At 46.5% G+C, this 18,403-nt stretch carries 14 protein-coding genes; 2 read left to right on the top strand and 12 right to left on the bottom strand.

Annotated features, from left to right (window positions below; translation table 11 throughout):
• Window positions 1-297: 297 nt before the first annotated feature.
• From KGF65_RS17300 to KGF65_RS13335, 5 genes are all read right to left on the bottom strand, one after another.
• Complete coding sequence (locus KGF65_RS17300) at window positions 298-429, bottom strand: hypothetical protein (RefSeq protein WP_003639253.1); 132 nt, start codon at window positions 427-429, stop codon at window positions 298-300.
• A 631-nt stretch (window positions 430-1,060) separates the two neighbouring features.
• Window positions 1,061-2,824: an ABC transporter ATP-binding protein gene (locus tag KGF65_RS13350; RefSeq protein ID WP_213472786.1), complete on the bottom strand. Its 1,764-nt coding sequence runs from the start codon at window positions 2,822-2,824 to the stop codon at window positions 1,061-1,063.
• Complete coding sequence (locus tag KGF65_RS13345; RefSeq protein ID WP_101873173.1) at window positions 2,796-4,373, bottom strand: glycosyltransferase; 1,578 nt, start codon at window positions 4,371-4,373, stop codon at window positions 2,796-2,798. The genes KGF65_RS13350 and KGF65_RS13345 overlap by 29 nt, the downstream gene beginning before the upstream one ends.
• Window positions 4,374-4,390: 17 nt before the next feature.
• Window positions 4,391-6,385: an ATP-binding cassette domain-containing protein gene (locus KGF65_RS13340; protein WP_216748524.1), complete on the bottom strand. Its 1,995-nt coding sequence runs from the start codon at window positions 6,383-6,385 to the stop codon at window positions 4,391-4,393.
• A 415-nt stretch (window positions 6,386-6,800) separates the two neighbouring features.
• Window positions 6,801-6,992, bottom strand: coding sequence for a hypothetical protein (locus KGF65_RS13335; protein ID WP_050339457.1), 192 nt, complete (start codon window positions 6,990-6,992; stop codon window positions 6,801-6,803).
• 373 nt (window positions 6,993-7,365) lie between these two features.
• On the opposite strand from KGF65_RS13335, the gene KGF65_RS13330 reads away from it, so the two are divergent.
• Window positions 7,366-8,442, top strand: coding sequence for a hypothetical protein (locus tag KGF65_RS13330; protein WP_253954447.1), 1,077 nt, complete (start codon window positions 7,366-7,368; stop codon window positions 8,440-8,442).
• Between the two features lie 340 nt (window positions 8,443-8,782).
• Here KGF65_RS13330 and KGF65_RS13325 read toward each other — a convergent pair whose 3' ends face one another.
• The 7 genes from KGF65_RS13325 to KGF65_RS13295 all read right to left on the bottom strand — a co-directional run bounded on the left by KGF65_RS13325 (window position 8,783) and on the right by KGF65_RS13295 (window position 17,176).
• Complete coding sequence (locus tag KGF65_RS13325; protein WP_003639259.1) at window positions 8,783-10,135, bottom strand: glucose-6-phosphate isomerase; 1,353 nt, start codon at window positions 10,133-10,135, stop codon at window positions 8,783-8,785.
• Window positions 10,136-10,355: 220 nt separating this feature from the next.
• Window positions 10,356-11,213 (bottom strand): GRP family sugar transporter, encoded by an 858-nt coding sequence (locus KGF65_RS13320; RefSeq protein ID WP_003639260.1) that lies wholly within the window; start codon window positions 11,211-11,213, stop codon window positions 10,356-10,358.
• Window positions 11,214-11,448: 235 nt separating this feature from the next.
• Complete coding sequence (locus KGF65_RS13315; RefSeq protein ID WP_003639261.1) at window positions 11,449-12,630, bottom strand: class I SAM-dependent methyltransferase; 1,182 nt, start codon at window positions 12,628-12,630, stop codon at window positions 11,449-11,451.
• Window positions 12,631-12,968: 338 nt separating this feature from the next.
• Window positions 12,969-14,492, bottom strand: a complete 1,524-nt coding sequence (locus KGF65_RS13310) for a HAMP domain-containing sensor histidine kinase (protein ID WP_216748525.1) — start codon at window positions 14,490-14,492, stop codon at window positions 12,969-12,971.
• Entirely contained in the window at window positions 14,489-15,217 is a 729-nt protein-coding gene (locus KGF65_RS13305; protein ID WP_216748526.1) for a response regulator transcription factor, read from the bottom strand. Before KGF65_RS13305 ends, KGF65_RS13310 begins: the two co-directional genes overlap by 4 nt.
• 336 nt (window positions 15,218-15,553) lie before the next feature.
• Complete coding sequence (locus KGF65_RS13300) at window positions 15,554-16,897, bottom strand: PFL family protein (protein WP_216788204.1); 1,344 nt, start codon at window positions 16,895-16,897, stop codon at window positions 15,554-15,556.
• Between the two features lie 9 nt (window positions 16,898-16,906).
• A complete protein-coding gene (locus KGF65_RS13295; protein ID WP_003639265.1) occupies window positions 16,907-17,176 on the bottom strand; it encodes an ACT domain-containing protein in 270 nt (89 codons plus the stop codon).
• Between the two features lie 227 nt (window positions 17,177-17,403).
• Between KGF65_RS13295 and KGF65_RS13290 the strand changes: the two genes are divergently transcribed.
• The gene (locus KGF65_RS13290; protein ID WP_101873170.1) at window positions 17,404-18,342 is read left to right on the top strand and encodes a DMT family transporter; all 939 of its coding nucleotides are present in this window, start codon (window positions 17,404-17,406) and stop codon (window positions 18,340-18,342) included.
• Window positions 18,343-18,403: the final 61 nt, after the last annotated feature.

Raw genomic sequence — 18,403 nt, 5'->3', positions numbered from 1 at the left:
CAAACTCTTGATTGCTGGAATCAAGTTTAAGATGAAGCTGTGGAAGCCACCAAAGATGTCATTGGAAACACTTGAAGTGTATGATGACGTGTGGGTTCCTGGTAAGAAGTGCAAATCAGTAAAGAAACTCATGAATAACTCCTCCTTTGTCGTTAATAATTAAATCCTCAGGCCTTCCCAAACATGTGAAGAGCTTGATTAATGGAAACAAATTAAGGTTGGCAATCAATCGGTAAAGCCGTTCAAAAATCAAGCTGCTTGATTATCAGTTTGAATCACGACCCGTTCAGAATTGAACTAACCTTTGATTGCGGCGATCACGTTCAATACGAATTGATAGAACGTCCCAAGTGGTTGGTTGCTAACATAACTCGTATGTGATGACGTGTGGGTTCCAGGTAAGAAATGTAAATCACTGAAGAAACTCATGGTTATATCCTCCTTATGAAATTTACAAATCATCCGTTGATCAGCAATCGATAATCAGTAATTTAATTTAATCCGTTAAATAACTAATATCGATTACTAATGCGAATGTGAAACAAGTAACCTTGTTTACGGTTTAAATCTTAACCAATTCTCCCCACAATCGTCAATAAAAATTCTAATATTTGAACAAATACAGGCCGATATCATATTCAATCAGTAAATGTGCATACTATAGACTACTTACGCGTTTCATTAACCCCCTCAAAATTGTCTCAATATCAATATATTTTATATTCTTCCAATATCCGCAACCATCTCAGAAAGCGGTTAAACCGTTGATAATACTGTAATTCGTTCAACTGGCGAACCCCCGTCAGGTGTCGTTAGTTTCCGATTTTTCGGCCAGACCAGATCGATTTTTTGAACCAAAATTTTGATTATAAAAGTGCCGAATTTGACGATATTATTAAAATTATTAATACTTTTGACGATTTTCCTTCACATTTTCGTGAAACGTCAATCCATCGCTATCCAGTGCAATACATGAAAATCAGTAAAAAAAGTGGTTATTGCACTGTTCGTACAATAACCACTTACTAATCACAGCAATCGATAATCAGCTGTGACGAATTTAACCATGTTGATACTGTAACCGATAAAAATCACGATAACGGTCATGCGTTGCGAGTAACGTATTATGGTCCCCGTCACCCGTAATCCGGCCATCCTCCATGAACAGAATCCGTGGATAGGCTTCAATCTGATTCAAACGGTGGACGATCGTAATCGTCGTCAAATCTGCGGGCAAGGTCGCCAGTAGTTGCGTGACCCGTTCCTGGTTCTGATTATCCAGACTAGCGGTCGCTTCATCCAAAATCAATAGGGATGGTTCGCGAACCAGTGCCCGGACGATGGCAAGCCGTTGTCGTTGCCCACCAGAGACGTTCAAGCCTCGTTCACCGACATCCGTATCCAAGCCAGCCGATAGTTCTGCTAGCCAGTCTGCTAAACCGACCTGCGCCAACAAGTCACTGAGACGTTCATCTGAGACGGCTTGAGTCGAACCGAGCAATAAATTATCCCGAATCGTCCCCGGCATCAAGTCAACTTCTTGACTGACATAGCCGATTCGGTCCCGAATCGACGGCACCGTATAGCTCGTCATTGCCTTACCATTAACGTTTAGCTCGCCGCGTGTTGGGGTGTAGTAGGATTCGAGCAGTGAGACCAGGGTCGTCTTCCCGCTCCCACTTTCGCCAATCAACGCGATTCGTTCCCCACGTTGAATCTGCATGTCAATATCCTTGAGGACTGGTTTATCCGGTTCATAGCCAAAGTCAACGTGATCAAAATCAATCGTGTTGATCGACGTCAGCGTTTCACCGCTGAGCCGCTTATCTTCGACCGGACTATCCAAAATGTTGTCGATCCGTTCCGTGGCCCCGACAGTCTGTTGTAAGGCCGTCACAAGGCCAGTGACACTGCTGAGCGGCGAGATCATCTGCACGGCGTACATTAAGAACGCGACTAAACTCCCAATCGTCAATGCGTTGGTTTGGACTAAAATCCCACCGTACACAATGATGATGAAGATGGCAGCCAATAACATGATGTTCAAAACGGGGTTGAGCACCGAAATCAATTTGATTTGGCGAACACTAAAGCCCTTGATACGGTCAACTTGGTCTTTCCCCTGTTGTTTGAGGGCTTTTTCAGCGACCATCGCCTTGACCAACCGGTTTTGACCAATCATCTGTACTGCCGCGCTGTTCAAGTTGGCTGTTTCCTTTTGAATCGCCTTTGAAATTCGTGCTAAGACTTGGCCCATCGGCACGATGATCACGGCCATTAGTGGGACCACAATTAAAATAATGATCGTTAAACGGAAATTCAATAGTAACATCAACGTTAACGAGCCAACAATCGAGATGATCCCGTTGATGGCGTTCGAGAACTGGCTGGAAATCAATTCAAAAATCGTGGACGTATCATTGACGACCCGACTTGAGAGCTCCCCCGTTCGGTTGCGGTCAAAGTACGGAATCGGTAAATCAACGATGTGTTGCCAGAGCGCACTCCGCAACGTTGAGACGGCGTCGACCCCCGTATAACTGAGCAAAAAGCTCGAAGCGACACTGGCGAATAGTTGGACCACGATAACGACCGCCAGTTTGCTCAGTAATCGTCCCGAGGTCCCGTGATTGAAGGCATCAATAAATTCCTTCAACATCAACGTGATGCCCAGGCTACAAATCGTCGCCACAAACGACAGCAGGATACCGACGATAAATAGGCCTTTCTTCGGGTGCGCGTGCGTCATGATCAGCCGCAGTAGGTCGCGCGTGCCATACTTGGCCGGCTTTTGCTTAGCCGATGACGTGATAGGCGTTTCCATTAGTTGTAACTCCCCTCATTGCTTGAATATCCGGCTGAATCACATGGTCATTCCACCGTTGCCAAATCATCGCCTCCGAGAAGCGACTACTGTTGCCATAAGCGTGTTCACTCATTTGTGCGAGCTTGGCTGGATGCTGCAAGAGCTCCAGGATGACCTTGCCTAACTCGACCAAATTGTTTGGTGTAATCAGTCGGCCATTGACACCATCTTGAATCATGGTCGATGGCCCATACTTGATGTCATATGACACCACGGGCACCCCGTGGCTCAGGCCCTCTAAGATACCGAGGTTAAACCCTTCATATTGGCTCGTGAGCACCATCAATTGAGCCGTATTATAGATTGGCTCCAGGTCGGCTTCAAAGCCCTTAAACGTGATAAATGACTGCCACTGTTGTGAACTGACTAGCGCCCGCAAGCGATTTTCTTCTTTAAACCCGGTCCATGAATCACCGTAGCCGTATATGTCTAACGTCACGTTCGGCTGCTTCTCATGAACGTAAGCGACCGCCTTGATCAACTGTTCCAGGTTCTTTTCAGCTGAGAGTCGGGCCACCGCAATGACTTTACCATCAATTCGCGTCTTAAAGTCGACGGGTTTGGATGCTAATTGTTCATCGCTAACGCTACCGACCGGAATCGCAATCGTCGGAATGACGTTGTGGATATGATTGGTCATATCATCGCATTCATCCTGCGTCGACATGATCAGCCCGGACATCTGGCTCGCATGATCTAAGCCAATCTGGGTATACGGCACGATTGGTGAATTGACGACGTCCAAAGGATCCAACGTGAAGTTACTGTGCAAAAATTCATACTTGCGCGCTGCCGTCGTCATTTTAACGATTGGATTCATCCCGGCATCACTGCGGTCGACGATCATGGTGCCGTGGCCGCCGTATTCCGTATTCAACGCGTCGAGGAAAAATGCAGTCAGTTGATCCCAGTCTTCAAATTCGTAATTTTGGCCGTGATAATTCAACAGGCGTTGGTGCGTCGCGACGGGTTGTTGCTTGGCATTTGGCCGGAAGAACGTCTCTAACACGGGCCGCTGCTGCAAATTACAGTGTTGTTCCAAGACGATGTTCTGGTGTTCATCAAAATACTGGGCCACCGTCAAGAAGCCCCGCGTATCATAGTAATCGCGCCGGCTGACCGCCCCTTGCGGATTAAAAATGTCAACGTAATCTAGATAGCCGTCATTGTTGAGCATCAATGCTTTTTGCCGTTGTTCGCGCTGAATCACGTCAATTTCATTGGGGCTGACGCGTTCCAAGGTCTCCCCAGTGACGCGCGGATAGTTGGCCGCCGTTAACGGTTCCCCTTCATAATCAGTGGTGCCTTGGAAATAATCGTACATGTTCACTTGAAACTCATCATCATAACCAATTTTTTTCATATTCTGATGCAAGTCGCGTACAAAGTTCCGGGTGACGATCAGTGCCGGGACCCGATGCTTCGTAAACAACTTTTGCCGCTGAATCATCGCCAATTCAATGGCCGATGGCAGCGAATCAATTTTACTCGTAATAAAGAAATACATTCACTCCGCCCCCGCTTTTATTCATGTGATAAACTTTCGACCGGATCTAACCGGGCGACCATGTGGGCTGGTGCTAAGGCAGCCAGCAGACTAATTACGACGCTGACAGTCACCCCACCGAGCATGGCTGCACCGGAGATTCGAACGATTGGATACTTAATCAGACTGTAAATTGCCATGTTTCCAAGTAATTGCCAACCTTCTGCGAATAGCAAGCCCATCACGGCGGCTAAGACACCAATCGTCAAGGCTTCTGCGAAGAACAGGTGGCTGATATCGCGCTTGCGGGCACCCAGCGCACGTAAGACCCCGATTTCACGCGTCCGTTCTGACACACTGACATACAGTACGACAATAATCATGATGGCTGAAACTAATAAGGCAATGCCGGCCACCCCAGTTAATACGTTAGTGGCTAAACGAATATACGTATTCAATGAATCAATTAAATCACCGATTCCCGTATAGTTATACTGTTGCTTCTTATTGTTACCCTTGATTGCCTTGATCTTGTGTTCAACTTGCTTAACATGCGACAATTTATCGATTTGGACGATGGCAAAATTTGGCCGGTATTGGACGTTTTTATCGCTCAACATCCGTTTGACCGTCTTCGGTAGAACGACAACACTGGTGTCATCACTGCCCGTAATCCCACTGACCGTGACCGTCTTCTTGACTGTGACGGCTTGATTCTTGCGATTAACCGTTGCCATTTTAAGCGTCAGTTTCTTGTTCAACGCTTTTTGATAGTCCTTTTTACCGACCATCTTCTTGGCTAACTTCCGACCAATCAAGACTTCGTTGTTGCCAGGACGCGTCCCGTTCTTGATCGTCTTGTTCAAGATCGTCGGATTATCCGTCTGAAGACTCGCTGTGACCGTGGTCTTCTTATAGCTGGCCTGCGCACTGGTGTAATAGCCCAATTCCGCAGACTGGACGTGCTTGATTCCCGCCAATTGCTTGGCATTAGCAGCAGTCACTTCCGCATTTTTGGCCGCGGTCACTTGTTCTTGATTGACAGCGTCCTTATATTCAGCGGCTGTAGTCGCTTTTTTCCGTGCGGCCGTGCTGACTTTACTCGTCTTTTTCGAGACCTGCACCGCTGTCGGATTGACTTGCGACGTAATCTGATGATTCATGTAATTTTGAATCCCCGAACCGAGCCCCAGCATGACGACGATACTACTGATCCCAATCGATGAGCCAAAGATAATCAGTAAGTAACGCAGCCACATCCGGCGCATATGCTGCATCGACATGTGGAACATCTGCCGAAAGCCCAGCGTCCGATACTGCATCGGTTGCTTTTCGACTTCATCAAACGGTGCCCCGATGACTAATTCATCGTGAATTTGGCCATCATCCAAATGCACGATGCGCGTCCCATAGTCGGCAACTTCTTGCGAGTGGGTCACTGTGATGACCAACTTACCTTCCGCCGCAATCGAATAGAGGATGTCCATGACTTCCTGGGTGTTTTCACTATCCAGGGCCCCAGTTGGTTCATCCGCAATAATAATGTCCGGATCACTCGCCAGTGCCCGCGCGATTGCGACCCGTTGCTTTTGCCCACCGGACAATTCATTGGGATATTGATGCGTCTGTTGTTCCAGCCCGACCCGTTTTAACAGATCCTTGGTCCGCTGCACCTGTTGCGCATGCGGTTCCTTGGTCATCTTGAGCGATAACATGACGTTATCAAGGACAGTTAAGTAACTTACCAAGTTGAAGTTTTGAAAGATAAATCCAATCGTTTCACGGCGATACCGGTCCATTTGGCGGACATTCATCGAACGCAAAGACTGACCATCAAGTAACACATCCCCGTCGTAATGATGATCTAGTCCCCCAATGATGTTCATCAGCGTTGATTTCCCACCGCCGGACTCCCCAAGAATTGAAATAAACTCCCCACGATCAAAGTTTAAATTAATGCCTTTCAAGATGACATTTTCTTGGTGATTTAAGGTATAGGCCTTACGAATATCATGTAATTCTAAAAAGCTCATATATGTACCTCCACTATTTTTTATCGGACATTCCCCACGATGCTTTTCCTCAGTATTAACATTGCGATTTTTGGTGAATGATGTAAAGTGTTATTGAATACCAGGGTTCAACGTTTATTATCAAAATTATAATTGCTCTAAACCCGATAGCCGCGCCTGTTTGTTAGTTACAATTTGTAAAATATTGCGGTTTAGCGGTCGTATTTAAATCAAAAATTTTCATATTCTGTCGGGACAGTTGGCACCCCAGCTGCGTCTAAATTAGCATGAGCTTGGTGTCGAACCCCACAGTTTCAAGATGTACACAAAAACAGGTAACCACTGTGATTGATGGTTACCCGTTTATGACTAATTTGATGACTCGTATAGACCGTCTTTGATACTCACCCGGCACGCACGATTGAAGGTCTCGATTTCATTTAAAAAACGACCGCTTCGTCACGACGCGATAAATCGCATCCGCCAGCCCAGTCACAAAGACCACGATTAGGCCAGCGAACTGCAGCCACGGCACCTGTTGTTCGATGGCTTGAACTTCACTGCCGAGCCAGAAGACGATCAACCCGACGACAATAATAATACTTTCGATAATGTTTAATTTTCGCATTCTGAACTCCTCTTATGCCGCCCCACCATTCAGTTTCTGGCCGGTAGCGGGCTTAACTTTGATATAGGACTATTATAACCTGCCGGGCTGGAATGCGCAGGTGCTTTTCGGGGTTATTCTGCCGAAATTTGCATGGGTGGCACGTGACATACTGACCGGGGGACAAATTGGTGTGGCTTATTTATTTTCATTAAATATATGATATGATTGATTTTGTGTTGCGTTTTTATTTACATATCACTAGAAATAGATGCCAAAAAGATGCCAAGCCTGCTCTCAAGCACCTATTCCAAACTAGCACGTATCGGGGAAAATAACGTGCTAGTTTGTATCGTCGTAACTGTTAAATGAACAATTCATATTTGGAGGAATTATGGACACTTTTGCCGAGATTATGTTTTTCATCTCATTATTGATAGCCATCTACTTTATCTGCCGGGGAATTTTCAAACTCGTTAAGGGTGGTGGCGCCAAACAATCATTTAAGTACGGATTAATCGCGCTGGCTGCTTCTTTGCTGTTTGTAATCGTCGGCATAATCGCCAATCCAGTCAAGACGACCACAAGCTACCAAGACAGGATTGCAAAGGCCCAAACGAGTCGGACATCAAAGAAACACACTCAAACTAAAAGTGCTGATAAAAGTGCTAGCAAGAAACAGTCTAGCAAATCCAACAGTAAAAAAGCTAATTCCAAGAAGTCCGCTTCTCACAAATCTAGCACCAAAAAAGCAGGTTTCAAAAAGTCTGTTTCTCACAAATCTAGCACCAAAAAAACGAGCTCCAAGAAGTCTGTTTCTCACAAATCCAACAGCAAAAAATCGAGTTCTAAGAAGTCCGCTTCTCATAAATCTAGCACCAAAAAGCAGCCTTCAAAGAGCAGCCAGGCCACTAAAAAGACAATGGCCCAAAAATCTTCAAGCAAGCATGAGTCTAAAAGCAAAAAGGCTACTAAAAGGCACTATAATTTCAGTAAAATTAAGCTTGGTATGACTAAATCACAAGTGATTGCCATTCTAGGAAAACCCACAGACCAAAACTCAAGCACACTTATTTACGGATCAGCTGACTTGGATTTTGATCATGATAAATTATTTGATGGCCCTCCTCGTAAAATCCACAAAGCTGCCAACAAAAAAGCAAAGGCTGAGGCTAAAAAAGCTAGTCGTAAAAAAGTAAATGCAAGTCAACTCAAATCATTTGCAAAAGCCTTTGGTCAAAAGGATGTCGAAACCTTACAAAGAAATGTAGGCATTGCGTACTCATCGACTGAAACGCCTCAAGGCATGGCTTATGGCTGGAAAACCAATTATGGCATGTTGTATCGTCTGGATAATAGTGAGACTGGTCTGACACACGTTTATAAAGGCGGTCTCGGTGACGATGGAACCGAACTGTATGTTGGACAGACAATCAAGCACAAACAACGCAGAAGTTATTACTACTATTAACGCGTGAAGCAATTAATCAGTTGCTTTCACAACAGTATTTGCAGATGTCTATGCCATCAGAACTGCCTTTCATTTGCTAATCGCACATTTAACCAAATTAACGACGACCATTACGTTAAAACACAAACTTATTAAAAGCGCCCGAACACTGATTGAGTCTTGTTTATGCCAACAAGACTCAATCAGCATTCGGGTGCTTTTGATTATCAATTGTATTTTGATAAATACCAAAAAAGCTCCGAAACGCATCGGACGTTTAGGAACCACCATGGGAACCATTACACGTCCAACCGCGTTTCAGAGCTTCATTATATTTAATCAGTTATTAGCCGACAACGTCCTAGTCACTAAGACGCGCAGTTAACTTCTTCGTTAATTCTTCATAGCCAGGCTTGCCAAGTAAAGCAAACATGTTGTTCTTGTAAGCTTCAACACCTGGTTGGTTGAATGGGTTGATACCATTCAAGTAACCAGAGATGGCAACAGCAGCTTCAAAGAAGTACATCGTGTAACCTAAGGTGTAGGCATCTTGTGAAGGAATGTTAACAACCATGTTAGGAACACCGCCATCAACGTGGGCCATGATAACCCCTTCGAAGGCTTTAGTGTTAACTTGAGCCATCGTCTTACCTTCAAGATACTTCAAACCATCAAGGTTTTCGGCTTCCTTAGGAATGTCAACGTCGCTAGTGGCGTTGTCAACTTTAACGACCGTTTCCATCAAGTTACGACGACCTTCTTGGATATATTGACCCAAGGAGTGTAAGTCGGTCGTAAAGTTAGCTGATGATGGGTAAATCCCCTTTTGGTCTTTCCCTTCGGATTCACCCATTAATTGCTTCCACCATTCTGAGAACATCGCCATGTTTGGTTCGTAGTTTTCAAGAATTTCAGTGGTATAGCCCTTCCGGTACAAAATGTTCCGGTAAGCAGCATATTGGTAAGCTTCGTTTTTAGTTAAGTCAGCATCTTTGTATTCGTTTGAAGCGTCAGCAGCACCCTTCATTAATGAATCGATGTCGCCACCTGAAACGGCAATTGGTAATAAACCAACTGGGGTTAAGACAGTGAAGCGGCCACCAACATCATCAGGAATAACAAAGGTTTCGTAGCCTTCAGCGTCAGCTTCTTGCTTCAAAGCACCACGTTTGCGGTCAGTAGTGGCATAGATCCGGCTCTTAGCGCCTTCTTCACCATACTTCGCGATCAAACGTTCCTTGAAGACACGGAATGCGATCGAAGGTTCAGTCGTCGTACCAGACTTCGAAATGATGTTAACAGAGAAGTCGCGGTCGCCGATCAAGTGAATCAAATCGTTGACGTATGAAGATGAGATTGAGTTCCCAGCAAAGACAACTTGTGGGAATTTACGGTCTTCACGTGAAAGTGATGACCAGAAAGTTTCGTGTAAGAATTCAATGGCTGCCCGTGCACCGAGGTATGAACCACCAATCCCGATTACAACGAGGACGTCAGAGTCGTCTTGAATCTTCTTTGCAGCGGTTTTGATCCGTGCAAATTCTTCCTTATCGTAATCTGTTGGTAAATTTAACCAGCCGCGGAAATCATTACCGGCGCCGGTTCCTTCACGCAGCTCCTTATCAGCAGCTGTGACCATAGCTTGCATTTCGCCAAGTTCGTTGTCATGGACGAACTTAGTTAAATTAGAGCTGTCAAATGAAATGTGTGCCATTTACTATTACCTCTTTCTTTACGTATTTACATGTCATATTATACAATAGCTCATCACATAATGAAAAGCGCTTCCCCCCTTTTTTCGTAAATTTTCGCAATTTATGTAAAAAATAAATATCCTTATCAACAAAAAAGGTGCTGATAACTAGACGTTACCGCACCTTTGACGAATCTTCTTAAATCATAAATTACAATATTAATGTTTTAGTAAAGTTTTACTAAGCCTTCATCAACGAGAGGGCCACGCCACCCACGATGACTAAAATCGAACCGATGACCACGTAGACCATTTCACGCTTGGTTTTATGTTCACCTAAGAGGTAGATACTCCCGAACGTGGAAATAACGATTCCCATTTGTGACAGTGAGTAAGCCACCGCTTGGCCAATCTGTGCCATTGCCATGAACATGAAGAGATTCCCCACGCCCCAGACAAGGCCCGTCACGATGTTACGATACGTTGCCTTAACGACCCACGGCTTGTCTTTGAAGGACCAAATCAAGGCCCCGAGCAACATCCCGACAGCTTGTGGCATCACGACTGCTTGCGCATTGACATTACCATAATGGACAACGATGGTATAACCAGCGTAACCAATAGTAGATAAAATCAAGGCACGAATCCCAACGCCCCAGTTTTCGGAAGCACTACGGTTCGGGTCAGTCTTATCAGTTAAGGAAGTCAGTACGGCCCCAGCAATCAACACGATAACGGAGATCGAGCCGATCCAGTACATATTACCATGCCATTCGTTAAATAACAGCACCCCAGCCAACGCATTGGCAACCAGTTGCATCCCGGTTGAAATTGGGGTCGTCCGTGAGATCCCGACGGCTTTCATTGACGTAAATTGTTGCCCTTGACCAATACTCCAGAATAACCCTGAAACGATCCCAATCAACCAAATTTTGCTTGTTAAAGATGGTTGTTCAACTGCCCAGAGTGCTAAGCCGAATACTAAGGCCCCCATGGTCATCCCAAGGGTCTGTTGCCGGGCGGTTCCGCCCATTCGACCACTAATTAAGCCGATACTGCCCCACGCGATCGCGGGGATCAGTGCAATTAGAATTCCCATTACTAATAATCCTCATTTCTATGTTTTCTCTCTTGCCATACGACAAAGAAATATTTTACCAGTTAAGTAACCGTTTTACCAGTCAAAATCAGGGATTCAGCACTAAATATAATTATATTTATATTTTCATGAATTCGTTTTCTTTATCGATAGAGACCGTTTTCAATTAATGAAAACGGTCCCCGAAATTACGTTTAAAATTTTTTTATTTGCAGGCAAAATGATGCCGAAAAACTTACTTATCGAGCGTCAAAACGAGTACTTTTAAGTAGTTACTTGCCAAGTACGCCTTGCGCGTCACAAAGTCTGCTGGTAAACGGAACGTCTCACTCAGCGTAAAGTGCCGGTCGCTGCCAACAAAGGCTGCCGTGACCGCAGCTTTAAACTTCTTCATTGAGAAGTTGTTGGCGGTCGTCGCAATCACCAGTTGGCCATCACGCCGAACAACTGGCAACGTAGCGGTCAATAAATCCGTCAAGTCAGTGGCAACTTGGAACTTCTGCTTCTTGACCCGTGCAAAGGTCGGTGCCGTCACAACGACCACATCGTAACTTAAATGATGCTTTTGCGCATAGTCCAGGTAGCGATTGACTTCAATTGCCCGAATTTCTTGCTTGTCTGGGTCGATATTGTTGACTGCTAATTGGTCTGCAGTTTCCTTAGCGCCCTTCTTGCTCGTTTCAATCGAGATCGTTTTAGCGGCGCCGGCAACTGCGGCAGCAGCCGTCACCCCGTTCTCTTGACTAAACAAGTTCAAGACGGTCTTACCTGGCAATTCTGCCCCGGCTAACCAGTCGCGAATTGGTCGCATGTCAAGTAACAAGCCCGTGGTCAAATCATCTGCGAGATGTACCGGATAAGTCACGTCGCCTTCCGTTACCAGCAATGGTTCGGGCGCCGCTTCACCAGTCACTAACTGGCTCTTCAGGTTAGCTTCTTCCACGTTGAAACGCAACTTGGCATAGATCCCCTTGAACTGATGGTCAGTCGCTGCTTCAAAGGCGGCGTAGATCATTTCACGTTGTTGATAGACGCCTTGCGCATACCAGGTAAAGACATAATAATCTTGATACCGGTCAATGGCTAGGCCACCCAGACCGTCACCATCGGCATTGAACACCCGTTGTGGTAGCTGTGGGTCCAAGCTAGTTGCCCGCCGGACCAAGGCTTGTTTGAACAGCTTGCGGAAGTAGTCAGTCGTTGGCGTCTCGCTTTCATCTAAGCTCAGCACCCACCCTAATTGCCGGCGATGCTTGGCGACTAAGGCGTAACCCATAAATTGTGAGCTGGCCATTAACGCGATAAAAGAACCGTCCGTTAACTTCATTGAAGGATCTTTTAAGTCATCTTGGACGAGCAGTGGATAGCCGTCCTTGACCTTACGCTGGGAATTACCCGTAATTTGTACTCTTTGCATATTAATTGTTTCTCCTATTCATTCTAAAACTTATCTACACTAGTCATGACGCGCTGTTGTGCCTTGTTAAGGGTAACATATTTAGACCGGAAGCGCGAGGTGCAACGGCCTAATGACGCATTAAGTCCCAAACGTGTGACGTCAGTGGACCGCGATTCAAACATGATTAGCTGGGCTCGTCGACAGTTGTGTTGCCAGTCACAGCTTCCCCTGACCCGCGCCACTTACGCCTCAGTCAGGGTTCATGGCAACAAAAACCGGGCTGGCACGTAACGCCACACCCGGTTCGTTTAAAAGCTTGCTTCATTAATAGGCCATTCAGTCGTCATTAACAAACACTAATCATCCATGATTGGTTTGTCATACCCGTCATCTGGGAAGGTCACCGTGAAACGCGTCCCTTCATTCTCAGCACTATCGACTTCAATCGACCCGCCATGTTGTTGCACGAGTTGGTGCGAAATCGCGAGCCCGAGGCCAGATTCACCATACTTGGTACTCTTCCGCGATGGATCAGCCTTATAGTAACGCTCCCAGATATTCTTGACCTGATCCGGTGTCATGCCGATACCGTGGTCTTGAATGGAGATGACCGTCGCGTGCTCAGTTCGTTGACCAGTCACTTCGATGGCACTACCTTGTGAGAATTGGATGGCGTTCTGCATGATATTAAACAACACTTGAACAAAACGGTCATAGTCAGCCCAGACCGGCAGTTTATCAGGCGCAGTCAATACAAAATGGTCATCCGCAGCATCAGCCTTCTTTGTGAGTTGTTCAACTAAGTTATGCAAAACTTCAGCGCCGTCAAAATTGGTCTTGTTCAAAGCAATCTGACCGGTCCGAATCTTTTCATAATCCAGGTTCTCATTGACTAACCGGATCAAACGTTTCGTTTCGTTTTGCATCAGTTCAATTGAATGGGCCTTATCCTCTTCCGGAATCGCATCATAAGCGAGTCCTTCCAGAATTCCGTTGATGGTCGTCAACGGTGTCCGCATTTCATGAGCAGCATCCGCCATAAATTCACGTCGCCGTTTTTCTTGGCGTTTGATTTCTTCATTAGACTCACGCAAGGAACTGACCATGCCGTTGAAATCATCGGCCAAATCATCGATTTCGTCCTTGTGATTACTGTCCACTTGAATATCAAAATCGCCATTGGCAACGGGGTGCGTTGCATACCGCAACCGGTTGATGCGCCGGACGGAATACCGTGCTAGCACGTAGCTCAACAGTAGAGCCGCAATCCCAGAGACCAGCAACGCGATGAACAGGTTCTTTTCAATCTGTTGCTCACTCGCCTGTAAAGTCTGTTCGAAGGACCCGATTGAAATCGCACCGACGAACTTCTTAGTACTGCCATTCTTATAGAACAACGGCACGAGCACATCAATCGTTCGCAGCGACGGCGTATTCACGGGTTGGTCGCGGTTACGCGTCCGGAAAGTGACGTGTGGCGACTGGGTAATGATCTTATTTTGCTTCAGCTTTTTCCAATCCTTGGCTGAAATCTTTGGATCATAGATCGACCCACCCGGAGCACTATCCATCGACGCGCCAATGCCAGTCGGATAAACCAGCTTCTTATTCGCGTCATAGACCGAAAAATGGATATGTTGATCCCGTAAAATTACCGTACCATCGCTTAAGAACTGCTGATTGAACCCCACGACTTTGTTGGTTTTTGTATTGTAGCGAATCGCTTCTTTTTCAATACTCGCGGCGTACTGTTGTAGCTGTTGCCACGAATTGTTATAGAGCATCGTTCTGGTGGTTCGAATAAACGAAAACCCCAGGACCACGATCACCGTGATAATCACGGCAAAGAATGCCAGCATTTGTTGATAAATCAGTTTCATTGAGCGTCAACTCCACTATCATCAAACTTGTAGCCGACCCCCCAAACCGTCTGGATGATTTGTGGACCAGCCTTTTCAATCTTCTGCCGTAACTTCTTGATGTGGGCGTCAACCGTCCGCTCATCACCGTAGTATTCATAGTCCCAAACGAGTTGTAACAGCTGTTCCCGCGAGAAGACTTGCCGTGGCTTTTGGGCCAGCGTCTTCAATAAGTCAAATTCTTTTGGTGTCAAATCTTGAATCTGGACACCGGCTAAGTAAGCTTCACGCGTCTTCGTATTGAGCTTAAAGTGGTCCGTCTGTACATCAAATGAACTGACTGCATTGGCCGATTGCTCAGCAGGCGCCGTCTTGGCCAAGTCTGCCCGCCGGTGTAATGCTTTGATCCGAGCAATCAGCGTAATTGGTGAAAATGGCTTGGTGACATAGTCGTCAGCACCCATTTCGAGGCCCAGTACTTGGTCACTTTCTGAGTCACGAGCCGTCAACATAATAATTGGTACAGTTGGAGAAGCCTTGCGAATATCCGCACTAACTTGCATCCCATCTTTACCGGGTAAGTTTAAATCAAGTGTCACCATATCCCAACCGTTGGGATCTTCGTTGAACATCTCAACGGCTTCATTACCATCATAAGCAAAGTGGGCGTCCCACTGTTCCTTCTTAAAAAACATCGCCATCATTTCAGAGACGGATTTATTATCTTCAATCATTAATAGTTTCATAGTCCAACGTCCTCCAAGTTAATTACAATTGCTAACTATATTGATTAATCATCATGTATTAACCTACTTATTATCATACCCTACTTCGCGCTAGGATTCAGGATTAGTATAACAACAAATTTATAACAAACCTTGGCTGATTTGTGAAAGATTTGTGTCAAACTGCAATTCGTGGGTCTCATCAGGCCATGGTGGCAGGAATGCTCAGGCCACGAGAATACTGGTCTTAGGGCGCAAAAAACAATTCTCTCAGCCGGTTCCCCTGCTTTGAAAATTGTTTTTCATCGTAATCGTGTTACGGTCTGACGATTAGCTTGCCACCAAGACCGCTGCCACTTAATTTTTAAATGAATGAATTGGGGCCGGAATATGACCGCCACGATTGATAAACGTCGTCGGCTGGTTCTGGTTGACCGGCATCACCGGTGCACTCTCAAACAAGCCCCCGAATTCGACTGCTTCGCCAACGTCCTTGCCAGTTGCTGGAATGACCCGAACCGCAGTCGTCTTATTGTTGATCATACCGATTGCGGCTTCATCCGCAATCATCCCGCTGATGGTTGCCGCACTGGTATCACCAGGAACCGCAATCATGTCGAGTCCAACGGAACAAACCGCCGTCATCGCTTCTAGCTTTTCAATGTTCAAACGTCCCGCGCTGACCGCTCGAATCATCTCAGCATCTTCCGAAACTGGAATAAATGCGCCAGACAAGCCACCGACGTGTTCACAAGCCATGACGCCACCTTTTTTGACCGCATCATTTAACAGTGCCAGTGCCGCAGTCGTCCCCGGTGCCCCGACACTTTCTAAGCCAATTTCTTCCAAGATTTCAGCGACTGAATCACCTTCATTAGGCGTTGGTGCCAGTGACAAGTCAACAATTCCAAATGGTACGTGCAACCGTTCCGCCGCGATGGTACCGACGAACTGCCCCATCCGCGTCACTTTAAAGGCCGTCTTCTTAATTTGTTCAGAGACCATGTCGATCGATTGACCGCGGACTTCTTCTAACGCCCGTTTGACAACGCCCGGGCCGCTGATTCCCACATTAATGACCCGGTCGGCTTCACCAACACCGTGAAACGCGCCAGCCATGAACGGATTATCATCAACGGCATTCGCGAAGACCACCAAACTCATACAGTTCACCGGATCATCCGCCGCAATCTGCTTGATGATGTGACCCATCTCACCGACGGCATCCAGGTTAATGCCGGCACGGGTCGAACCGACGTTGACCGAACTGCAAACGCGCGTGGTCGCCGCCAGTGCTTCAGGAATCGAGGCAATCAGCTTACGGTCGCCACTTTGATAACCCTTTTGCACGAGTGCTGAAAAGCCACCAATCAAATCAACGCCCAGTGCCTGCGCTGCCCGTTCCATCGTTACCGCGTAGGCCACGTAATCGTGGTCGGCACTCGCAGCGGCAATCAAGGCGATGGGTGTCACCGCAATGCGTTTGTTAATGATTGGAATCCCGTATTCTTCTTGGATCTGATCAGCAACTTTGACTAAGTCTTTGGCACTCGTCGTAATTTTGTCATAGATTTTTTGCCGCGACCGTTCACCATCGCTATCGATACAGTCGAAAAGCGAGATGCCCATCGTAATGGTCCGAATGTCCAAATTCTCTTCGGCGACCATCTGGATTGTTTCTAATATTGACCGACTTTCCATGATGACCTCCTATAATTTCTGAATGGCATCGAAGACAGCTTGGCGCTGAATCCGAATCGTGAGTTGTGACGCTTCTCCCAGCGCTTCAAGCTTGGCTTTGGCCGAGGCAAAACTCAACTGGTCATCATCCCATTCGGCTGACAACATCATGGTAAAGTTATGATCCATCAACGTTTGCGAAATATCGACAATGTTAATGTTCAACCGGGCTAATTCGTTTGCGACCTTGGCAACGATCCCAACTTGATCCTGACCAACGACAGTAATAATTGCTTTCATTGTATATGACCCTCCACTTGACGCATGATTGCTTGCGTTTAATTGTTCATATCATAGCATGACTATTGCGGAAACGCACTGCTTTGCGGCCGATTTTTACGAGGCAGCGGCTACGAGTTAATGAAGTAACTCATGAGAATAATAAGAGATTCCTCATTAAGATAGGCGTTGCAGCGGGGTTTTGCTATAATGAAAAATGCTGATTATTTTCAGAAAGGAGTCTTATTTTGACACAACAACATCACTTACGGGGCGTGCTGCTGGCGAGCAGTGCCTGTATTCTCTGGGGCATCTCTGGCGTTGCGGCGAGTACCCTCTTCATTGCCAATCCGCATCTAACTGCCATGTGGCTGACTCAGGTGCGTATGATTAGTGCGGGCCTGATCCTGATTATCTGGGGATTAATCGCGGGTAAACAGCCGTTTAAAATCTGGCGTGCGCGTCATGATGCTTGGACGGTGGTCAGCTATGGCCTTCTAGGTCTCATTCCAGTCCAACTCTGCTATTTTGAAGCGGTGCGGGCCGGAAACGCACCCGTTGCGACCATTATTCAATTCCTGGGACCATTTATCATTAGCATTTATTACTTCTTATTTAAACACGTCCTTCCCAGTCGCGTGGAAGGACTTGGGATGTTGATGGCCTTTATCGGCACCGTGCTGATTGTGACGCACGGCCACTTGAATAGCCTGGCCATCTCGCCAGTGGTGCTCTTTTGGGGCGGCCTCTCCGCAATCGGGGTCGCCACTAACACCTTGATCCCACAGACACTGCTTCCGAAATACGGGGCATTGACGGTCACGGGCTGGGGACTGCTGATTGCCGGTATTTTTCTAACTGCACTACAACCGATGTGGCGCGTCCACCTGACGCTGACGTGGTTCCAATTCGGCTTGCTACTAGTCATCATCCTGTTAGGAACGGTCGCCCCATTCTTAATGTTTGCTCGTAGTCTCAGCGACATTTTACCGACGACCGCTAGTCTAATGGATGCGTTTGAACCATTAGCCGCGACGGTCTTCTCGATCGCGTTTCTGAACGTCCAACTGACTCGCTTCGATTTTATCGGGGGCCTACTCGTCATCTTGGCAGTCATGGCACTCTCCATCAATCCACACCGGATGTTCAGATATTTGCACCGCCGACGGACACATACGAGTTCTTAAATTTTTGAAATCGCGCTAAGGCCGCTCAAAATCACCGTTTTAACATTAACCGGCAATCTTA

The sequence above is a fragment of the Lactiplantibacillus sp. 30.2.29 genome (assembly GCF_018991255.1).
In the GTDB taxonomy this organism is placed as follows: Bacteria; Bacillota; Bacilli; order Lactobacillales; family Lactobacillaceae; genus Lactiplantibacillus; species Lactiplantibacillus pentosus.
The sequence above is the reverse complement of the archived record's forward strand: the minus strand, read 5'-3'. Positions and strand labels throughout refer to the sequence as shown.